The sequence below is a fragment of the Fibrobacter sp. UWB3 genome, from assembly GCF_002210405.1.
In the GTDB taxonomy this organism is placed as follows: Bacteria; Fibrobacterota; Fibrobacteria; order Fibrobacterales; family Fibrobacteraceae; genus Fibrobacter.
In genome coordinates, this window is sequence record NZ_MWQJ01000003.1 from 39,271 (window position 1) to 59,594 (window position 20,324).

Annotated in this window: 15 protein-coding genes; 7 read left to right on the forward strand and 8 right to left on the reverse strand. The window is 48.2% G+C overall.

The genetic code is table 11. The features are described from left to right. Positions 1–23: 23 nt before the first annotated feature. Positions 24–1,766: a sulfatase-like hydrolase/transferase gene (locus B7991_RS04500; protein ID WP_088629791.1), complete on the reverse strand. Its 1,743-nt coding sequence runs from the start codon at positions 1,764–1,766 to the stop codon at positions 24–26. Between the two features lie 62 nt (positions 1,767–1,828). On the opposite strand from B7991_RS04500, the gene B7991_RS04505 reads away from it, so the two are divergent. The 4 genes from B7991_RS04505 (at position 1,829) to B7991_RS04520 (ending at position 5,589) form a co-directional block, all read left to right on the forward strand. Continuing rightward, positions 1,829–2,839, forward strand: a complete 1,011-nt coding sequence (locus B7991_RS04505) for a hypothetical protein (RefSeq protein WP_088629792.1) — start codon at positions 1,829–1,831, stop codon at positions 2,837–2,839. Positions 2,840–2,849: 10 nt separating this feature from the next. After that, entirely contained in the window at positions 2,850–4,013 is a 1,164-nt protein-coding gene (locus B7991_RS04510) for a glycosyltransferase (RefSeq protein WP_088629793.1), read from the forward strand. 165 nt (positions 4,014–4,178) lie between these two features. Further along, positions 4,179–5,183, forward strand: a complete 1,005-nt coding sequence (locus B7991_RS04515; RefSeq protein ID WP_088629794.1) for a hypothetical protein — start codon at positions 4,179–4,181, stop codon at positions 5,181–5,183. Next, positions 5,158–5,589: a hypothetical protein gene (locus B7991_RS04520; protein WP_141099837.1), complete on the forward strand. Its 432-nt coding sequence runs from the start codon at positions 5,158–5,160 to the stop codon at positions 5,587–5,589. The genes B7991_RS04515 and B7991_RS04520 overlap by 26 nt, the downstream gene beginning before the upstream one ends. Positions 5,590–5,723: 134 nt before the next feature. On the opposite strand, the gene B7991_RS04525 is transcribed toward B7991_RS04520, so the two are convergent. Continuing rightward, on the reverse strand, positions 5,724–6,473 hold the full coding sequence (locus tag B7991_RS04525; RefSeq protein WP_088629796.1) for an MBL fold metallo-hydrolase: 750 nt from the start codon (positions 6,471–6,473) through the stop codon (positions 5,724–5,726). Positions 6,474–6,696: 223 nt separating this feature from the next. On the opposite strand from B7991_RS04525, the gene B7991_RS04530 reads away from it, so the two are divergent. After that, a complete protein-coding gene (locus tag B7991_RS04530) occupies positions 6,697–8,172 on the forward strand; it encodes an amidophosphoribosyltransferase (protein ID WP_088629797.1) in 1,476 nt (491 codons plus the stop codon). A gap of 247 nt (positions 8,173–8,419) precedes the next feature. On the opposite strand, the gene B7991_RS04535 is transcribed toward B7991_RS04530, so the two are convergent. From B7991_RS04535 to B7991_RS04560, 6 genes are all read right to left on the reverse strand, one after another. Then, positions 8,420–10,009, reverse strand: coding sequence for a hypothetical protein (locus B7991_RS04535; protein ID WP_088629798.1), 1,590 nt, complete (start codon positions 10,007–10,009; stop codon positions 8,420–8,422). Positions 10,010–10,622: 613 nt separating this feature from the next. Further along, positions 10,623–13,385 carry a valine--tRNA ligase gene (locus B7991_RS04540; RefSeq protein ID WP_088629799.1) on the reverse strand — a complete coding sequence of 921 codons (2,763 nt, stop codon included), beginning with the start codon at positions 13,383–13,385 and terminating at the stop codon, positions 10,623–10,625. Between the two features lie 531 nt (positions 13,386–13,916). Then, positions 13,917–14,447: a nitroreductase gene (locus tag B7991_RS04545; RefSeq protein ID WP_088629800.1), complete on the reverse strand. Its 531-nt coding sequence runs from the start codon at positions 14,445–14,447 to the stop codon at positions 13,917–13,919. Between the two features lie 92 nt (positions 14,448–14,539). Continuing rightward, the gene (locus tag B7991_RS04550) at positions 14,540–14,896 is read right to left on the reverse strand and encodes an addiction module antidote protein (RefSeq protein ID WP_088629801.1); all 357 of its coding nucleotides are present in this window, start codon (positions 14,894–14,896) and stop codon (positions 14,540–14,542) included. Next, positions 14,883–15,185, reverse strand: a complete 303-nt coding sequence (locus B7991_RS04555) for a type II toxin-antitoxin system RelE/ParE family toxin (protein ID WP_088629802.1) — start codon at positions 15,183–15,185, stop codon at positions 14,883–14,885. Before B7991_RS04555 ends, B7991_RS04550 begins: the two co-directional genes overlap by 14 nt. A 250-nt stretch (positions 15,186–15,435) precedes the next feature. Next, positions 15,436–16,248 carry a KilA-N domain-containing protein gene (locus B7991_RS04560; RefSeq protein WP_088629803.1) on the reverse strand — a complete coding sequence of 271 codons (813 nt, stop codon included), beginning with the start codon at positions 16,246–16,248 and terminating at the stop codon, positions 15,436–15,438. A 201-nt stretch (positions 16,249–16,449) separates the two neighbouring features. Between B7991_RS04560 and hsdR the strand changes: the two genes are divergently transcribed. Beyond that, entirely contained in the window at positions 16,450–18,897 is a 2,448-nt protein-coding gene (gene hsdR / locus B7991_RS04565) for an EcoAI/FtnUII family type I restriction enzme subunit R (protein ID WP_088629804.1), read from the forward strand. Beyond that, positions 18,897–20,324 carry an N-6 DNA methylase gene (locus tag B7991_RS04570; protein ID WP_088629805.1) on the forward strand — a complete coding sequence of 476 codons (1,428 nt, stop codon included), beginning with the start codon at positions 18,897–18,899 and terminating at the stop codon, positions 20,322–20,324. The genes hsdR and B7991_RS04570 overlap by 1 nt, the downstream gene beginning before the upstream one ends.

The window sequence follows — 20,324 nt, forward strand, 5'->3', positions numbered from 1 at the left end:
AATCTGTTTTAAGCCAATGTCTCCTATCTTTCTAAATCTACATATTGTTTGGTGCGTTCCATCAGTTTTGTATTGATAAATTCTTCTGGAAAGCGTTCGCAGAGTGTTTTCCCCTGACTGAAAAGGTTTGTTCCGAAGCCAAGGCGGTCATCTTTGATGGTGCAGCCGATGGATGCAAGAATTGTCGGGAACATGTCCATGGACGAAAAAGCCCTGTTCTTGATTCGGTTCGAATAATCGTTGTTGACCGGCTTTGCGTTTATAAAGACATCAAGCCAACGGCGCGGATTCCCGGAAATGTTGGTGAGGTCGGTCTTTTTTTCTTTGAGGGCGAGGTATTCGTTGCTGCCGAAAAAGTTTGTCTTTTCGGTTGCCATAAAGAGGTGGTCGCCCATGATTGCTACTGTCGTTTCTTCGAACCAAGGTTGCTGTTTCATCCAGTCGATAAAGTCCATCAAAAGGATGTCGGCGCAGTTGATGGATTGCTTCATCGGATATTGGTCCGGCTTTCCGCAGTTGTCGTATTGAAGCCCGGTTGGCATGTGCGTGTCGATGGTCAGCATGCCGAACATGAACGGCTGGGAACCTTTGCCCAGACTGTCAAGTTCCATCTTGGCAAGGCGGTAGAGTTCAAGGTCTTCTAAGCCCCAGAACTTGAAGTAATCTTCTGGAATATAGTTGTTTTGCTTGTACCATGCAATATCATGGATCTCTACATTCCCGTGCGTTTCGAGGAGCAAGTCGCGCCCGGCAAATTTTTTATCGCTACCAAAAACGTAAAGTTGCTTGTATCCGTTTGCTGCAAGGATGTCGGTCAATGTGACTGCTTTCGGCAAGAATGTGGTGCGGCGGGAATGGTTTTCGTCACCAATCAAGTTGAATGGTAAACCGGCAAACTTAGCCGTCATCGCGGCGATGGTCCAGCTAGTACCCGAAAGGTCTAATCCTCCGCCCAACTTGTCTGTGTTCGAAAAGTTGATGTTCTCTTCACCAAGTCGGGTCAGGTTGGGGATCAGGTTGTTGTCGAAAAGTCCGCCTTTTTCTTTGTCGGCAAAAGAGCTTTCCATGGATTCAAGCAAGATGATGACTAAATTCCGCTTTTTCTCCGGAAATACAATTTTGCTTGTGTCGGGGGCAATGTATTCGGTACGGTAAAATTCAGAATCGATAGGATCAGCGTAAAGCTTTTTGATGGCCTTGCTGTAGTCGTAAATGTGAAGGTCGTGGTATGTATCAGAAAGCGAACTGATGAGGATTATCAATCCGAAAACGAGGAAAAAGCGGTTGGAATGAACCCTGAACGGAAGTCTAGAGACAACGTAAAAGTGTTTTGTCTTTTTTTGATACAGGAGAACAAGAAAGAAAAATACTAGTGTTAGCCCGAGTGCATAGGCGAGGGCTGCAAAAATGTCGTAATAGATACCTCTGTCGATGGCTCCGTTGATATTCGTGAGGCCTGCAATAACCATTTCAGGATCATCAATGGGGAAACGCTCCAGGGAAAATCTTTTGAGGAATAGAATGGCGAGGCCGATGAAATAGAGTGATGTGCCTGCAAGAAGAGAACCGAATTTTCGATCGCTTTTAGATGCTGCAGCGACAGGGAGAGACCTCAAAGCACCAAGGAGGAACAGCGCGACAAGTAAACCGACAAGCAGGTAGATGGACTGATTGATAAAGTACTTGGCACAAAGGAAAAGAACTATTCCAGAAAATAGTAGAACTATGATGGAGTGGAATAGAAAGAAATGGTGCTTTTTGCGCATGATGAAAACGTATTTTGGGTTATTTATCCGGTAATATAGCTATTTTTTGGTATATTTTACCTATGACCAAATATCTTTTTGTGTTGACAAGTTCCCCGAAGGACTTTTTCTGCGAGCAGACGCTCGTGGCAATTGCTTCGTTGCGTGTCCATAATCCGAATGCGTTCGTGACGCTTTTGACGGATGATAAAACTGCTGAAACTTTGACGGGATCGCGTGCGGTCTTGAAGGACGCTGTCGATGAACTCAAGGTACTCACGCTTGATGAAAAGTTCACGCCGATGTTGCGCTCCCGTTACCTCAAGACGGTGATGCGCAATGTGGTCGATGGCGACTTCTTGTACATGGATTCGGACATCGCGATTGTTGATGATTTGACGATTCCGGACGAATGGCGCGGTGGCATTTATGCCGTGCTCGATTTCCATACGAACTTGTCAAAGGCGATTAACCGCAAGAAAATTTTGAACAACGCAAAGATGATGGGCTTTTCGCCGATTCTGAACGACGAAATTTTTAACGGGGGCGTGATGTTTGCCGCCGATACGCCGGAAGCCCGCGAGTTCTTCAAAACTTGGCACGAACTTTGGCTTTACTGCGTTTCCAAGAACTTCCCGTACGATATGGCAAGCCTTGCTGAAACCAATTACAAGTTCGGTTATATCACGAAAAAGATGGATGGCGGCTGGAACTGCCAGCTTGCTTATGGCAACCGCTTCTTGCCGACGGCGAAAGTGTTGCACTTCTTTGGCTCGCGCATTATCGATACGCGAGGCCGCAAGGTGCCGGAATCGATGAACATCTTTTTGCCGAAGATTTTGCGCAAGGACTTTTATACGAACTTGAAGAACCTCCCCGTGACGGTGAATGCGGACAAGTCCATTCACATCAACGAGTATTACGATGATGTGATTGCGCATGCGAAGGATGAATTCATGTACCAGACGAACAAGGTGGGTGCTGCGGGTGCTTACATCATCCGCTCTTACGCGTTTGCAAAATCGCTCGCTTGGCTGTACAAGAAAATGCCATTCCTTGTGAAGCCTTTGGAAATCCTGGGCAAGCTTTTCTAGGGGGCGTTTTATGAATTTGCTTTTTAATCTCGTGGCTGTGCAGCCGATTCACAGTGCAAAGTTTCACGGTGGCGGCAGCTATGGCGAAGTGATTTTCTGGGCGCTTGTGAAACGTAGCGCAAAGTTCAGTTGCGTTTACGATAGCCGCAAATACTTGTCGCCGGATATTCTCGAAGCATGCGAAAAGTGCAATATTCCGCTCTTTGACATTGCCGAAAAGATGCCGCAGCAGATTATCGACGAAAATGCGATTGATGCGTTCTACACGCCGCTTTATTCGCTCGAAGGCAAATGGCAAATTCAGGTGAAGCGTTTTGTGTTCACGTGGCATGGCGTGCGCGCTCTTGAAATGCAGTACAGCTGGCAAGGCGTTGGCTTTGCAAAAAAGCTTGCACAAAAGCTCGAAGCGCTTGTGCGTTACCGCGACTGTTGGAAAAAGTATTTCTATGCGCCCAAGTACCGCGATTTGGCGGCCCGCATTGCCGACGGCCGTGCCGAATGCATTACCGTGAGCGAACATAGCCGAGCTTCTATCAAGTCCTTCTTCCCGGAGCTTTTGGACAAGGAAATCCCGGTTTTCTATAGCCCGATGCTGGATTACGAACCGGAAGGATTCTTGCCGCCGGGTGTGAAATCGAAAAAGTTCTTTTTGCTCACGAGCGGTGCCCGCTGGGAAAAGAACAATCTGCGTGCGGTCAAGGCGTTCGATGAACTCGTGACGATGATGCGCTCGACAAATCACTTGTTCGACATGAAGCTCGTGATTACGGGTGCAACGAACGTAAAGGTTTACCGCAAGCACATTCGCAACAAGGATGCGTTTGTGTTTCTCGGTTACGTGGAATCTAAGGAACTCGAATTCTTGCACAAGAACGCGTATGCGTTTATTTTCCCGAGCTTGAACGAAGGCTTTGGCTATCCACCGGTGCAGTCGATGCGTTATGGCGTGCCTGTGGCGGCAAGCGGTACGACGTCTGTGCCCGAAGTCTGCGAAAATGCATCACTTTATTTTGACCCGTATTCCGTCAGCGAAATCAAGAATCGCATGATTCAATTGCTGGATCCGGATATCTATGCGATGTATGCTTCTCGTGCTTTGAAACGTTATGCTGAAGTGCATAAACGCCAGCAAGAAGACCTCGAAAAAGCAGTTTCGTTTGTCCTTGGTGAATGATTAATGGGGCGTAAACCCTTACGCTTGTCACCCCGGATTTATTCTCTTTGACCACTTAGAGCTTTAGCTCTTACGTGGTCATGATCCGCGAATGGGGACGGGGTCGGCATATCTTTTGTGTGAACACTCTTGTTTGAACAGTTTCTTTTTTTATAATTTGTAATTATGATAAAGAAAATCTGTTTCTTGGTTGTTGCGTTTGCGTGTGCAGCTTGTGCAATCATTATCAAACTTCCTGATCGTACTTGTATCGAGGGTGGCACGGATCATTTCTATATCAATGGCGAACAATGCCGTATTTTAACTCATCCGCTAAATGAATATATAGCCAAGCATTATTCAACGTGGCCATTTAGGCCATCGATTCGGGATTGGAATTCTGCTCCGATATATACGTATTTCAATCCTGAAGAAGGCGGTGGCTATTCGGCATATTGGAGTCTTCATGATTCTTTGCTTTACTTGGATAGTGTACAAATAAAATCGTATTCACGTTCAATAGCTCTTCCTGATAAATTTTTCAAAGGAAAAGAATTGGACCCTAGAATTGTTTCGGTAAGTATTCCTCCGCAAGAAATTGTTCTGAATACGTCAGCTGAAAAACGAACTTTTAAAAAACAGAAGAGTGAACCGTTGCTTGCTGATTTTGTCAGTGATACTATAGGTTTTGAATGTGAAAAAAGCTTTTATGAATTTGTAGTCAAAAATGGACGAACTCTATCGTTGCCCAAGGTTCGTCTTTCCAAGGATGGTTTGTATAAACTAAATAAACGGGGTGGTTTAAAATTTTGTACGATTCCCCATTCTTATGTAGAAGAACGGTATGAAAAAAATCCTGAGATTTACAAAGAAACAACTTCTCCCTTTAGCGCTTATTACAAGGTTCTAGATAGCCTTCGCCAAGTGCTAGATGATAAAGGCTGTGAAAAAATTTTAAAAACATTCCGTGAAGACTCAAGATTTAAACGCTTTGAGGACTTCTTTGATATCAAAGCTGTAGCCGGTCGAACTCATTCTGAAGATGATGTTGAATATTCCGTTTATGTATCGCTGAAAGGGGAAACCCCTTTTAATGAACTTGTCTTAAAACTTCTCAAGTATGAAGATTTTTATGAGGACCCGATTGAATCGGTCAAGCTTTTTTTTGAAAACTTTGATTGCCGTTCGTAAAAATCCGTTGTTTGAAAAATGGTTGCGTTATAAAAATTCTCTGATGAATTACACAGAGGTGACTTTGACTTATCGAGATTCATTGGGCCTATTCTATCATGTTCCAAGAGACTCTGCTTGGAAAGATGTGGGAATGAGGGGAGAATATGTTGGATCGCTGCAATATGGAGATCTTTATTATGAATTTGCATTGAGCGATAGCGGTGATGTTCTAGTGACTACGGCTTGGGTGGCTGATGGCGATAATTTGCTTAATATCGAAGATGATAGACCCTATTTTAGAGGCTACAAACGACAAGCTGAAATTATACCACGTTATATGCCGGATTCGACACATTTCTATGATTATATCATCATCCATCACGACGGTACAATCGAATACGGCCCGAAATCAGGGGATTTGTAAAAAAGGAGATGCCCGCTCGGTGGCGGGCATGACAAGTGTAAAGTGGCCGGGATGACAAGTGTAGAGTGGCGGGCATGACGCTTTATATGTTGCGGGCGTGTCGCTTTTGAGTTGCAGTTGAAACGCGGAACTTTCTACAGTTTCATCACGCGCTTCATCTCGAGATTCTCGTAGCCTTCGGGGCAATGCGTCGAAAGGTAAACGGTCGGGTTGTTGGCGATAAATTCGCGGACACGGTCGAGCGTTTCGCGGGCGGCTGCAATGTCTTCAAAGACGATGCTTAACTTGTTCGCCTTGAGGGCTGCATCGCAGTAGGTTACGTCGCCATGCATCATGTAGAAGAGTCCGTCGTTTTCGGCGATGATGATGCTGTTGCCTTTGGTGTGTCCCTTCGCTTCAATGAAATAGATTCCGTCTGCGATTTTTTCGCATTTCGGGAAGTTGTGGTAAGGCCCGTCCTTGTATGTACAACGCACGATGTGCGGACCTTCGAGTTTCATGGCGTCGGCATCTTCGGGCGAGACGAACACCATCGCGTTTTTGAAGTACTGGATGGCGGCAGAATGGTCTGGGTGCTTGTGCGTGATGAGAATTTTAGTGACCTGGTCGGGCCTGTAGCCGAGTTCCGCAAAGGCTTTGGTGTAGTCCTTTAGCTTTTCACCCATGTAAAGCGGTGCGCCGAGTTTCTTTTCGGGCGCTTCAAAATCGTTGACGAACCCTGTATCGACGAGGATGACTTCGCTCCCGGTGTCGATGAGAAAGTTTTGCAGACTGCTGCGGTAGATGATCTGTTCGTCGAATTTGTCCTTGCCTTCTTCACCGCCAAAGGCAAACGCCTGGTTCATGAAACCATGGTCAAACATGCGTACGGCTTTAATTTCCATATGCTTCCCCTTCTGAAAATGTATGCTTTTATACCAATATATACTCAAAAGGTCCCAAATCAAAATAAGGCGTTATTCCAATTTGGGGCGTAAGCAAAAAATATGGCTATTTGCGGGGGCTGCCCGGCGGTTGAAATAAAAATTTTTCAGGTTTAGTCTTTGCAGATGGCTCAAGATTTCTATTTTTGTGCGTGGAAAATCCTTTTCTATCCAGGAGTCTTATATGGGCGGCTTTTGTGGTGTTATTTCCAAAGAAGATTGCGTTTGCGATCTCTTTTACGGAACCGACTACCATTCTCACCTTGGCACTCACCGCGGCGGTATGGCTGTTTTGAAATCGGATGGTGTTTTCCATCGCTCGATTCACAACATCCAGAACACTCCGTTCCGCAGTAAGTTTGAACACGATTTAACACATTTTTCCGGCAAGGTTGGCTTAGGCGTCATCTCTGACACGGACCCGCAGCCGCTCGTCATGACCTCCAAGCTGGGAACGTTCGCAATTGTGACTGTTGGTCTCATCACGAACATTGAAGATATTAAGAACGAACTTTTCCGCAACAACTGCATGCAGCTCCAGTTCTCGACAACGAGTGGCATGGTCGGTCCGACCGAAGTTGTTTCAGCGCTTATCGCTACGCAGGATTCAATTATTGACGGTCTCAAGTATGTTCAGGACAAGGTGAAGGGAAGTTGCTCCGTGCTGATTATGGATAGTGCGGGGCGTTTTTATGCGTGCCGTGACAAGTGGGGCCGTACGGCTGTAATCCTTGGTAAGAAGGATGGCGCCATGATTGCCTTGCAAGAAAGCTGTGCACTCCCGAACCTCGGTTACGAATACGTCCGTGATCTTGGTCCGGGTGAAGTGGTCGAGCTCACGCCGGATGGCGAAACGGTGCTCGTTCCGCCGCGCAAGAAGATGGCAATTTGTTCGTTCCTCTGGGTGTATTACGGTTACCCGGCCTCCAGCTACGAAGGTCGTAACGTTGAAATGACCCGTTACCGTTGCGGTTCCGCTCTTGCGAAGCGCACCCCGACCGAAGCCGATGCCGCTTGCGGTATTCCGGACTCCGGTACGTCTCACGCTTTGGGCTATGCTCACGAAGCCGGCATCAAGTTTGCACGCCCGTTCGTGAAGTACACGCCGACTTGGGCACGTTCGTTTATGCCGCAGGACCAGCGCCAGCGTGAACATGTCGCCTCGATGAAGCTCATCCCGATTCCGGGTCTCATCAAGGACCGTCGCCTCGTTTTCTGCGATGACTCTATCGTTCGCGGAACACAGCTCGGTAAGCAAGCCCAGAAACTTTATTCGATGGGTTGCAAGGAAACGCACATGCGTATCGCTTGCCCGCCGCTCGTTTATCCGTGCAAGTTCATTAATTTCTCCCGCTCCAAGAATGAATACGACCTCATCACGCGCCGTTACATTCGCGACCAGGAAGGTGAAAACGCCGATCTCGACAAGTACACCGATCCGAATGGCCAGCCGTACAAGGACATGGTCGAATACATCCGCAAGAAGCTGAACCTCACGTCGCTTGCGTTCCAGCGTATTGACGACTTGATCCAGGCAATCGGCCTCCCGGAAGAAGACCTTTGCACTTACTGCTGGACTGGCAAGGACTACGCTGAAACGGGTGACTGCTATCATTGCCCGTGCCATTGCCACGATAAGGAAAAGGAAGAAGATAAGTAGTGTCATTCTCGTCATCCTGACGCCGAAGGCGGAAGACAACTCAGAAGGCGAGTGTTGCAAAAATGAGCTTGCTCATTTTTATAACCGAGCCAAAGAGTTGGGACTATAGCCCCATCCAGTGACATTATTACATCAGAACTTAACTGGATTCTTCAAGGCTTCGCCTTTCAGAATGACGCTAGAAATTGAAAAATCCGACCTCATGCGAGGCCGGATTTTTTATATCAGGAGATGTCTATGGGACTTTTTAGTGACGTTTCTTGTTGATGGTGACAGAGGGTGCGCCACTGCAAGTGCCGTCATACGGGCCGATTGCCTGGATGTTGAATCTGTATGAGCCCGGATGAGCTTGCATTTTGAATTTCAGTGCTGCAAGCGTCTTTGCTGCCTGTTCACCGGTGAATTTTACGTCACCTTTATACCAGGAGGGCTGCTTGAAGCTGGACCATGGAATGAACTTCGTTGTGCCTGCAGAGCTTTTCGGAAGCATAGCTGCTGGGTAAGCGAAGCCGATGTCAACGTCATTTTTTTCGCCAAGGCTCATTTCAAGAGACGGGGCTACTTCAGAAGTGTACGTGATGCATACGCCGCCCATGCCGCTTGCATTGACAGTTTCGAGTTCGCCTCCGTCAATTGTTTCACCGGCAAGGGCGAAACCGACTCCTACGAACGGATGGTAGGTTAAAGATCCGGCATCCAAAATAGCTGTTCCGCACAGACCGTTGCATTCGGCTATAATCGGGTCCATGGCGTCGGGGCTGTAGTCGTTGCCTGGGGTAACAGGCCATCTAATTGTTGATGCTCCACCGTCTGCGTCATCGCTGTAGCTAAACCAGTAGCCGGAAGTTTCTGTTCCGTTATCATAACCGGTGTTAATTTGTGCTTCACCAGTGTATCCAAACCATGTCTCAAAATTATTTGAAGTCAATGTGGGCGGATCGATGGGAATAATCGTGTCCACTGGATTCGGGTTTCCCATTTCAGGCAAATAGACTGGGAGCTGAGAGGCTTGGCAACCATCATAAGGGCCTACTGCAGTGATGTTAAATCTGCCGAGAGTCCCATTTGCACCTTGGAACTTGAAATTGAGAGATACAAGCTGCTGGGCTGCTTTATCGCCAGACATCTTGACGAAGCCCTTGTACCAGGATGGCTGCTTGAATTCAGACCAGGAGATGTATTTTGTTGTGCCATACGGGCTCTTGGGGAGATTCACGTACGGAACGGCGTAACCGATTTCCGCTTCTGCAGCTTCGGTGAGTCCCATTTCGAGTGATAATGCCATTTCAGATGCGTACGTGACGCAGACGCCGCCCATACTGGTTGCATCTGCCGCTTCTGGGGTTAGGTCACTGTCGCTTCGTTCTCCGACCAAGTTAAAACCGACTCCAACAAACGGGTTGTATGTCAAGGTGCCCTTTTTGAGTAAGTATGCACCGCAAAGGCCACCACAGTACTCGATAATCGGGTCCATCGCTACATCGCTGTATTCGTTGCCCATAGGAACAGGCCAAATGATTTCGGAGCGTCCGCCTTCGTCGTGGTCGTCTCTAGGGTACCAATAGCCGTTTGTTTCTGTAAAGTTGCCGAATCCGGTTTGAATTTGCGGCTCGCCATTGTAACCGTACCAAGTTTCAAATAAATCGTGTGGGCCAGCAAATGAAGAAGATGATGGTACGTGATTGCTAGATGAGCTTGCCTGTATCGGATGGTCATCTGCTGGATCGTGCGGATTTAATACATCGTCGAGACAGCCGCATCCGGTGAAAAGCATAGATGCCGCAGTTGCTGCAAATATGGCTTTTTTAGAGATATTTTTTTTCTTTGTCTTATTCATCAGAATTTCCTCCTGTTTTTATTCTGTTAGACTTTGTAAACATAAATAAATTAAAATGAAAAAGATGAACTTATTTTTAGCTGAATTTTGTGTAAAGTAATTTATATGATTTTTGTATTCTTGTATAATACATATAAATTTTGTATATGATACGGATAAGTTGCTTGTTTTGTATGGAGTTTTATGCTGGATGATACAACGAAATCGCTGTTTACAATACGCGTTGAAATATCAAAAAGGTAGATTGTAAATTATTACTTTACAAAGACGGTGCAGGAGTATGCAAAAAAAGCAGGCATCCCGTGTGGAATGCCTGCCTTGAATGTTTAAAAGGAGATTCCCGCTTACTTCGACTGCGCTCAGCACAGGCTCTGGCGAGAATGACGATTCGCGAGCCCGCTATTAGCGGAGTTCTTCGAGCGCCTTCGTGCTCTTCGCAATAATGGGCACTTTCGCTTCGCTCAAGTGCCAAATGCTGGCCTCGGTCATGTGCAAATGAATTTGCACGCGACTCTCGGCCTACGCATTTGCACTTCGTGCAACACCCTTCGGCTCGGATATACGAAAATAAATTTTCGTGCATCTCTCGCCTTGTGGGTGTTTGTCGTTAGAGTTACTTCAGCTCTTTAAGTGCTGCTTCGTTTTTGGCAATGATATCTTGCTGTGTAGCGAGCTTGGTGCGTTCGGCGTTCACGACTGCTTCCGGAGCACCGTTGACGAATTTTTCATTCGACAACTTGCGTTCGATAGAAGCGGCGAATGATTTGGCCTTTTCGATTTCCTTTTCGAGGCGTGCGATTTCTGCAGCCGGGTCAAGGATACCTTCCAGCGGGATGTAGAGTTCGCCACCCGGCACCACGGAGCTTGCGCTGAACTTCGGCTTTGCGGCCTTCACGGCTACAGAGAACGATTCAAGTCCACCGAGTTCGGTGATGATTGCCTGGCAATCCTTCACGCTTGCTTCTGTTTCGGCGGTATCGACGCTCACGACAGCCTTGAGCTTGGTAGCCGGGCTTACGTTGTAGCGACCGCGCACGCCACGCACGCTTTCCACGACGGCGAATGCCTGGTTGAAAGCGGCTTCGATCTTGGCGTCGATGAGGCTTGCGTCGGCCTTCGGCCATGCGCTGTTGATCACGCGTTCAGAACCCGGGAAGAGCGTTGCGTTCAGTTCTTCCGTGATGAACGGCATCACCGGATGCAACAGGTCAATCACGCCGCGTAGCACGTGGCTGAGGATTGCCATAGCGTTCTTCTTTTCGGCGGTGAGCGTTTCGCTGTTGATCACGGCCTTCTTGATTTCCAAATAGCTAGAGCAGACATCGTCCCACACAAAGCGGTAGAGGAAGCCGGCGAGTTCAGCAAAGTGGAACTCTTCGAGCATCTTCGTTGCGTCCTGGATGGTGGAGTTCAAGCGAGAGAGAATCCAGCGGTCTTCGAGAGCGAAGATCGAAGAATCCATCGGGAGCATGTCCTTGGAAAGTGCGCCAGCCTGTTCCAAGTGCGGGAACAAGAAGCGGCAAGCGTTCCAGAGCTTGTTCGAGAAATTACGACCAATTTCGAACTTTTCGCTCGTGTTGATGACGGAACCGTCTTCCTGCTTTTCCTTCTTCACCGGGAGTCTAACGTCCTGGTTGTCGGTGCAGAGGCTTGCCATCACGAAGCGGAGTGCGTCCGTGCCGTACTTCTTTTCGATATCCATCGGGTCCACGCCATTGCCCTTGGACTTGCTCATGGTCATGCCATTGCCGTCCAAAATCTTCGGGTGGATGTACACCGTGTGGAACGGAACCGTACCCATGTTTTCCTGGCTGAAGAGCACCATGCGGGCGACCCAGAGCGTAATGATGTCGCGGCTCGTCACAAGCACGGAAGTCGGGTAGTACTTCTTGAGCGTGTCCGTCTGTTCCGGCCAGCCCATCGTGGAGTGCGGCCAGAGACCACTGGAGAACCACGTGTCGAGCACGTCTTCTTCCTGCACAATCTTGTGACCGGCAACAGCGTCTTCGGAGAGGTTTTCTTCTTCGGAGCAGATGAGCCAGATGCCGTTCTGTGCCTTGTAATAGTAAATGTCGTTACGGCCTGCGAATGCCTTGTTCAAGTCCTCTTCGGTCGTCGTTTCGTCGGCGTGCCAAATAGGAATGCGGTGGCCCCACCAGAGCTGACGGCTGATGCACCAATCGCGCTTTTCCTTGAGCCAGTCGAGGTACTTGTTTGCATAGCGTTCCGGAATGATCTTGATTTCGCCGCTCGTGACTGCCTTCATGGCGTTGTCAGCGAGCACATCCATCTTCACGAACCACTGGTCGCTCAAGTACGGTTCAATCACAGTCTTGGAACGGTCGGAGTGACCCACCTGCATTTCGTGGTCTTCGACCTTGATGAGGAGGCCCAAGTCTTCGAGACCCTTCACCACGGCGTCGCGTGCGGCCTGACCCTTCATGCCCTGGAACGGACCGGCGTTCTCGTTGAGGCTGCCGTCGTCGTTCATGATGTTGATCATCGGGAGCTTGTGGCGGAGGCCCGTAGCGTAGTCGTTCGGGTCATGAGCCGGAGTCACCTTCACGGAACCCGTACCGAATTCCATATCGACGAGGATTGCGTCTGCAATCACCGGAATTTCGCGGTTCACGAACGGAACCTTGAGCATCTTGCCGATGAACTGCTTGTAGCGTTCGTCGTTCGGGTGCACAGCGAGAGCCGTATCGCCCATGATCGTTTCCGGACGAGTCGTCGAAACCGGGATAAAGCCCGAACCGTCGGCGAGAGGATACTTGAATGTCCAGAAGTGACCCTTCACAGTTTCGTAATAAATTTCATCGTCTGCCACAGCCGTCTGGAGCTTGGTGTCCCAGTTCACGAGACGCTTGCCGCGGTAGATAAGACCCTTCTTGAAAAGGTTGAAGAAAGCGTGGCGGACAGCCTTTGCGCAAACCGGGTCGAGCGTGAATCGCTGACGGCTCCAGTCGCAGCTAACGCCGAGGCTCTTGAGCTGCTTCGTGATGCGGGCTTCGTATTCGTCCTTCCACTTCCAAATGCGTTCCACGAGGGCGTCGCGGCCAATGTCGTGGCGAGTCTTGTGTTCGTCCTGGAAAAGTCTCTTTTCGACGACAGCCTGCGTGGCAATGCCGGCGTGGTCCGTGCCCGGAATCCAGAGCGTGTCGCGGCCAGTCTTACGGCGATAGCGGACGAGAATGTCCTGCAGCGTGTCGTTCAGAGCGTGGCCGAGGTGCAGAGCACCCGTAACGTTCGGAGGCGGAATGACGACGGAGAACGGTTCGCCCTTTCCGCTCGGGGCAAAATCATTATTCTTGTTCCATTGGTCGTGCCAACGGTCTTCTACAATTTTCGGATTATAACGAGTTTCCATTTCCATAATGCGCCAAATTTAGTAAATAGTGTGCAAGGCGAGTAAAGCGCGAAATTCAATTTCGCATTTTTGAGCCGTAGCCACGGACGCCGAAGGCGTCAAAGGCGAGCGTCGCGACAATCGTGCTTGCACGAATTGTCATGACCGAGCCGTACTAAATCGCCCGAAGGGCGCCAATTTAGTAAAAGTAGGAAGTAGGAAGTGAAATGCAGCGGGAAATGCGCTAATTGCGTCATCCTGAGCGTAGGCGCAATGCGCCGAAGTCGATATATGAAACTAGGCTCTTTAGAGCCTTAGTTGAATTAGGTTCGTAGGAGCAGGATCTAGTAAAGTCTTGGAAAATAGGGTAGGAGGGGAAAGCCTTCCCCTCGCTTCAGCCGAATGTCATTCCCGGCTTGACCGGGAATCTCCTTTCGGCTTCCGCTACCCCTTCGAGCGGGCCCTCATTCGCCGGCCCGCAACGCCCCGGCTAAAAAAGCTGCTGCAAAAATGCAACAGCTCTAAAAGTTAATTTGCTTGAATTACTCCGCCAGATAATTATTCCGCCCAGACGATGCGGCCTTCCTTGCGGGGGTGTGCTGCGGGCTGTTCGCAGTCGGCATAACCCAAAGCGCAGTGAGCGATACCAACCCATTCGTCAGCGTTCAGGCCTAGTGATTTGAGAATTTCCTTGCCCTCGTCGCTTTCGACTTCTTCCTTGGCGCGGTGAATCCAGATGCTGCCGAGCCCGAGGCTGTAAGCGGCGTTCATGAGGTTGCCCATGGTGAGGGCTCCATCGTACAGGTAGGTCGGAATTTCCTTTTTGGCAAGAACGAGGAGAATTACGGGTGCTCCGTAGAACGGGTCGAAACCCTCGTCCCAACCGCCGATCTTGCGGTTCATTTCGGAGATGCGGTCGCGTAGTCCTTTGTTCGTGATGGCGATGACGGCGGTGGATTGCTTGCCCATGCCGCTTGCGGCGTAGATGCCCGCTTCGGCGACTTGTGCGATGAGCTCCTTGCTCACGGCGTCAGATTTGAATTTGCGGATGCTTCTACGGTTGAGCAAAGTCTTGATTGTTTCATTCATAAAGTTTCCGGGAAATGGGGTGATAAATTTAAATCTATAAAAAATGTAGGGAAGTGGCGTTGTAATCCGTGACTTGACCGGGGATTTCCTTCTTAAGCCTTGTATGTTCTTCGTTTTTCGGCTACGGCGCATGGCATGGGACCTCGCTTACGCCTGAATTTGGCTTTGGGAACTAGGCGCATTTGAATGCCCATGGCGGCAAGGACTTTGAATACCGTTTCAAATCGCGGATGAGCTTTTTCATCAAGTGCCTTATAGAGACTCTCTCGTCCGAGACCGGACGTTTCCGCAATTTTCGCCATACCCTTGCTACGAGCTATATGACCGATAGACCTCAGTAACAGGGCTGGGTCGTTTTCTTGGCAAATGAGATTGAGATACTCAGCGACAATTTCTTCGCTGTCAAGATATTCTGCAATATCCAATTGAGTGATTTTATTTTCTTTCATTTTTGATTCCTTGCCAAATATTCTTTGCCCTTGCGATGTCTTGATCTTGTGTGGATTTATCGCCGCCAATTAAAAGAATTACGATTGTTTTGCCATCTTTTGCAAAATAAAGTCTGTAACCTGGTCCATAATTGATGCGTATTTCTAGAACGCCGTTCCCGACTGATTTAAAGTCGCCGAGATTTCCTCCTTCAACTTGGGTCAATCGCAAAAGAATATGCGCCTTTGCTCGAATATCTCGTAATTTCAGCATCCATTTTCTAAAATCGGGTGTTTGATTTACGACCATTCTGTTCCTCCAAATGTATCTAATCGGATACAAAATGTCAAGAGGCGAATAAGAAAACTCATAAGTTCCAAAAGGGAACGTGAGGTTATTCTGCCATGTCTTTGAAAAGCGTGGATTTTTTATAATAGAAACCAGAATGTATGAGAAATATGCAAAATTTGCATATTACATCTAGGTCCTTTTCTTTTTCATCTTTCTCTCCGGCCCTCAAACACGCTTGAAATTGCGGGTCTTTTCTTCTGATTTGCGATTATTTCAACAGCTTGTTTTCGCCAACGGATTCTAGCACCGTCATCTGCGAGATTGCAATCTGGTTCAATTTCAATAGACGTTCCGATTGAGGAACCCCGTCATTTATCAGTACGGAATTTAAAGATTCCATATTCGAAAGGCAAATCAGCTGGTTGACCGTAGCGTAGTCGCGGACATTTCCCTGCAAATCCGGGTGTGCGTCTCGCCAGTCCTTTGCCGTAAAGCCAAACAGTGCCATGTTCAGAACATCAGCTTCGTTTGCATAGACAATGCTTATTTGCTGTTTCGTGAGTGCCGCGGGAATCAAGTTCTGCTTGATGGCATCCGTATGGATGTGATAGTTGATTTTGGAGAGTTCGCGACGCACCGACCAGCCTAATTGAGCTTGCTCTGCGGCCTTGAGACGCTGATATTCGTGCGTAATGTACAGTTCAAATTCAACGGAAATCCAGTTGGCGAAATGGAATGCAATGTCTTTATGTGCGTAAGTTCCCCCATAGCGTCCAGATTTGCAAACAAGTCCGATTGCTTTGGTTGCGGAAATCCATTTTTGCGGTGATAGAGTGAATGCGTGCAGCCCTGCCTCTTTCTTAAACCCCTCGAATTCGAGGGGTTTAAAATCGGGATTGTATAGTTGCTCCCATAGCCCTAGATATTCGAGAACGTTGCGGTTTCTTAGCCAGTTGGCGATAACCGCATTTGCATCGGGATTTTTCCATTTCGCAATGTCAGTAAGACAAATGAAGTCCTCTACCGCACCCGTTATGATGCGAACTTCCTTATCTTTAACAACGATTGTCTTTGATGTCATCTTTACCTCCATCTGCCTACATGCAAAAAAGACAGAAAATAAGTTATATTTTGTTCATTTGAACATTTGTGCACTAAATATAATTTCAAAAATGACGGCTGTCAATAGGCCGGGGAGAATTTTCTGAAATTTGCCTTTATCACCTTAATTCCGTATATTGCGCACTCCATTTTTGATATATATTTGCAAACAAGGTTTCCCATGGAAGTGAATAAGAAAGACCTCTCCGAACGTGACATTGTCAGCAAGTTCATTTTGCCCAGCATTATCAATGCCGGGTGGAGTCTTGATACGCAAATTCGCGAAGAGGTTTCGTTCACAGATGGTCGAATTTTTGTGAAGGGCAAGACCGTCGTGCGCGGGCAAAAGAAGCGTGCGGATATCATTCTCTATTACAAGCCGAATATGCCGATTGCTGTGGTAGAGGCGAAGGACAACAAGCATTACGTTAGCGATGGCATTCAACAGGCTCTTTCTTATGCGCAGACTCTGGATATTCCCGTAGCGATTAGCAGTAATGGCGATGCGTTCTCGATTCGCTATCGTGAAAACTGCGGCCCGAAAGATTGTCAAGGAAACCCTATCACAGTTGAAGAACGCGACCTGGACCATTTCCCGACGAGCGAAGAAATTTGGGCTTGCTACAAACGGTACAAAGGTATCGATTCTCCAGAAGCGGAATCCACGGCGACACAAGATTATTATGTCGATAGTTCAGGTTACAATCTGCGTTATTACCAGCAGATTGCCGTCAACCGCACAGTAGAGGCGATTGCAAAAGGTAAAGATAGAATCCTTTTGGTAATGGCTACCGGTACCGGAAAAACGCTTACTGCATTCCATATCATTTGGCGTTTGTGGAAAAGCGGCTGGACAAAGAACAAGGTTCCGGGCAAGACCCCGCGAATTCTTTTCCTTGCTGACCGTGATAACCTGATTACGCAAACCAAGCGCGGAGACTTCAAGCCTTTCAAGGACAAGATGACGATTGTCCGCCATAAGCAGATTGATAAGGCTTATGAAATCTATTTGGCCTTGTATCAGGGGCTTACAAATTACGATGAAGATGCCGACGCATACAGGGAATTCTCACCCGACTTTTTCGATTTGGTAGTTGTTGACGAATGTCACCGCGGGAGTGCTGCCGAAGATAGCGCTTGGCGAAAGATTCTGGATTACTTCAAGAGTGCAACTCACATAGGTTTGACTGCAACACCGAAAGAAACAAAAGACATATCGTCTTCGGAATACTTCGGCGACCCGATTTACACTTATTCCTTGAAGCAGGGGATTGATGACGGATTCCTTGCTCCTTATACAGTTTTGCGTATTGGCATCAATGTTGACCTGGAAGGCTGGCGACCTGAAAAAGGTAAACGCGACAAGAACGGAAACATCGTTGAAGACCGCATTTACAATACGAAAGATTTTGACCGCAACTTGGTGCTAGATGACCGCACGCCGATTGTTGCCCGCAGGATTGTAGAATTCCTGAAGCAGAACGACCCCATGGCAAAGACCATCGTATTCTGCATTGACCAGGAGCATGCTAGCCGCATGCGTGATGAACTTTGGAAAGCCGCTCCGCCCGAATGGCATGAAAGGTCTGACGAGTACATCATGCGCATCACCAGCGATGACAAAGAAGGTCGGCTAAAGCTTGATGATTTCAAGAATCCCGAAAAGCCTTACCCCGTTATTGCCGTTACTTCAAAGCTATTGAGTACAGGTGCTGATACAAAGACTTGCAAACTCATCGTACTGGAATCGAATATCGGCTCTATGACCGAATTCAAGCAGATTATCGGCCGTGGAACAAGAGTTTATGAAGAATATGATAAACTCTACTTCACGATAATGGATTTCCGTAACGTAACGAACCTATTCTCTGATCCGACATTCGATGGTGAGGCCATTCGCATCAAGGAAGTCAAACCGAATGACCCGATTCCTGCGGACAGTTCAACGGCTGGTGATGCTCCCGAAGACCTGATTGATCCGGTTACGGGCAGTGAAGTTGTATTCCCAGAAAAACCGCCGTATCCTACACCTAATCCTCCTGGTGGAGAAGTTGCGGACAAGCCTTCAAAGGTCTATGTAGCGGGAGTTCCGATATCAATATTAAATGAGCGTAAGGAGTTCCTCGACCCCTCGGGCAAACTCATTACAACTACGCTCCGCGAATTTACCCGTCAAGGCATTTTAGGCCGTTACCGCGATTTGCAAACCTTCTTGCAAGAATGGAACAGTGCCGAAAAGAAAAAAGCGATTATCGAGGAACTTGAAAAACAGGGTATCATTGCCGAGAACCTGCAAGAAGAAATAAAAAAGGACTTGGATATTTTCGACCTGATTTGCCATATCGCATACGACGCTCCGGCGCTCACACGCAAGGAACGAGCCGAAAACGTCCGCAAACGCAATTACTTTACCAAGTATGGCGACAAGGCGCGAGCCGTTCTGGAAGCCCTTTTGGACAAGTATGCTGAAGAGGGTATCGGAAATATCGAAGATACTGCAGTCCTAAAAGTGGACCCCATTACTAAATTTGGGACCCCGAAAGAAATTGTTGAACTGTTCGGCACCAAGCAGGATTACCTGAAAGCTGTGCGCGAACTGGAAGATGAAATTTATAGAGGAGTAGCCTAATGGCCGACATCGGTGGAATTATCAAGACCCTGCAAAACATCATGAGAAAAGACCAGGGTGTTTCTGGCGATGCGCAGCGCATTGAACAGCTGGGCTGGATGATTACGCTCAAGATTATCGATGACAAGGATTCCGAAATGGAACTCCTGGATGATGACTACAAGTCGGTAATTCCCGAAAAACTGCAGTGGCGCAACTGGGCCGCCGATAGCGAAGGCATGACGGGCGACGCCTTGCAGGAATTCGTTGACAACAAGTTGATTCCTGGCCTGAAAAAGATTGACGTTTCTACAGGCAACAAGCGTGCCATCCTTATTCGCGACATTTTCGACGGCATCAACAACTACATGAAAAACGGCACCATCATCCGTCAGGTGGTGAACAAGTTGAACGAAATCGATTTCAACGTATCCGAAGACCGCCACCTATTCGGCGACATCTACGAAACATTGCTGCGAGACTTGCAGAGTGCAGGCAACTACGGTGAATTCTACACCCCGCGAGCCATCACCGAAATCATGACGGAAATCGTGAACCCGCGACTTGGTGAAAAGGTGCTAGACCCCGCTTGCGGTACAGGCGGTTTCTTGACCTGCGCTATCGAGAATATCCGCAAGCAAGATGTTCATTCCGTAGAAGACTTGAAAACGCTCAACGCGACCATTCGCGGGCAGGAATTCAAGCCGCTCCCGTTCATGCTCTGCGTGACGAATCTGATTTTGCACGATATCGAAGTGCCGAACATCCTTTACACTGACAGCCTGAACCGTGAATACACGAGCATCGGCGCTAAAGACCGCGTGGATGTCATCTTGGCAAACCCGCCTTTCGGCGCTTCCGTCAGCGATGGCGTAGAGACGAACTATCCCGCATCTTTCCGCACCACAGAAAGTGCAGACCTTTTCTTACTCCTGATGATGCGTTACCTCAAGGACGGTGGTCGCGCAGCAATCGTGTTGCCCGATGGCTCGCTTACCGGTGACGGCGTGAAGGAACGCATCCGCAAGGAATTCTTGACACAGTGCAATGTACACACCATCGTGCGACTGCCCAATTCCGTTTTCCAGCCCTACGCAAGCGTCGCGACCAACCTGCTCTTCTTTACCAAGGGCGAAAAGACCAAGGATGTCTGGTATTACGAGCACAAGGTGCCCGAAGGAATGAAGGCGTATTCCAAGACCAAGCCCATCCAGAAATCGGAATTCGAACCGCTCAAAAAATGGTGGAACAAACGCAAGAAATCCGATGTCGCCTGGAAAGTCTCGATAAAGGAACTCGAAGAGAACGGCTATAATCTCGACATCAAGAACCCCACCGTCCCCGAAGAAGAAACCGTATATACCACCGCCGAACTCATGCAGAAACTCCACGAATCCTTCAAGGCAAGCGAAGAACTCCTTGCCAGTTTGAAAAAAGGCTTGAAGTAA

Excerpts from the sequence above, each read along its gene's own strand:
- B7991_RS04570 (WP_088629805.1), top strand. The coding sequence starts at position 18,897 with ATGGCCGACATCGGTGGAATTATCAAGACCCTGCAAAACATCATGAGA.
- B7991_RS04525 (WP_088629796.1), bottom strand. The coding sequence starts at position 6,473 with ATGGAAATTAAAGCCGTACGCATGTTTGACCATGGTTTCATGAACCAG.
- B7991_RS04545 (WP_088629800.1), bottom strand. The coding sequence starts at position 14,447 with ATGAATGAAACAATCAAGACTTTGCTCAACCGTAGAAGCATCCGCAAA.
- B7991_RS04515 (WP_088629794.1), top strand. The coding sequence starts at position 4,179 with ATGATAAAGAAAATCTGTTTCTTGGTTGTTGCGTTTGCGTGTGCAGCT.
- B7991_RS04540 (WP_088629799.1), bottom strand. The coding sequence starts at position 13,385 with ATGGAAATGGAAACTCGTTATAATCCGAAAATTGTAGAAGACCGTTGG.
- B7991_RS04535 (WP_088629798.1), bottom strand. The coding sequence starts at position 10,009 with ATGAATAAGACAAAGAAAAAAAATATCTCTAAAAAAGCCATATTTGCA.
- hsdR (WP_088629804.1), top strand. The coding sequence starts at position 16,450 with ATGGAAGTGAATAAGAAAGACCTCTCCGAACGTGACATTGTCAGCAAG.
- B7991_RS04510 (WP_088629793.1), top strand. The coding sequence starts at position 2,850 with ATGAATTTGCTTTTTAATCTCGTGGCTGTGCAGCCGATTCACAGTGCA.
- B7991_RS04505 (WP_088629792.1), top strand. The coding sequence starts at position 1,829 with ATGACCAAATATCTTTTTGTGTTGACAAGTTCCCCGAAGGACTTTTTC.
- B7991_RS04555 (WP_088629802.1), bottom strand. The coding sequence starts at position 15,185 with ATGGTCGTAAATCAAACACCCGATTTTAGAAAATGGATGCTGAAATTA.
- B7991_RS04560 (WP_088629803.1), bottom strand. The coding sequence starts at position 16,248 with ATGACATCAAAGACAATCGTTGTTAAAGATAAGGAAGTTCGCATCATA.
- B7991_RS04550 (WP_088629801.1), bottom strand. The coding sequence starts at position 14,896 with ATGAAAGAAAATAAAATCACTCAATTGGATATTGCAGAATATCTTGAC.
- B7991_RS04530 (WP_088629797.1), top strand. The coding sequence starts at position 6,697 with ATGGGCGGCTTTTGTGGTGTTATTTCCAAAGAAGATTGCGTTTGCGAT.
- B7991_RS04500 (WP_088629791.1), bottom strand. The coding sequence starts at position 1,766 with ATGCGCAAAAAGCACCATTTCTTTCTATTCCACTCCATCATAGTTCTA.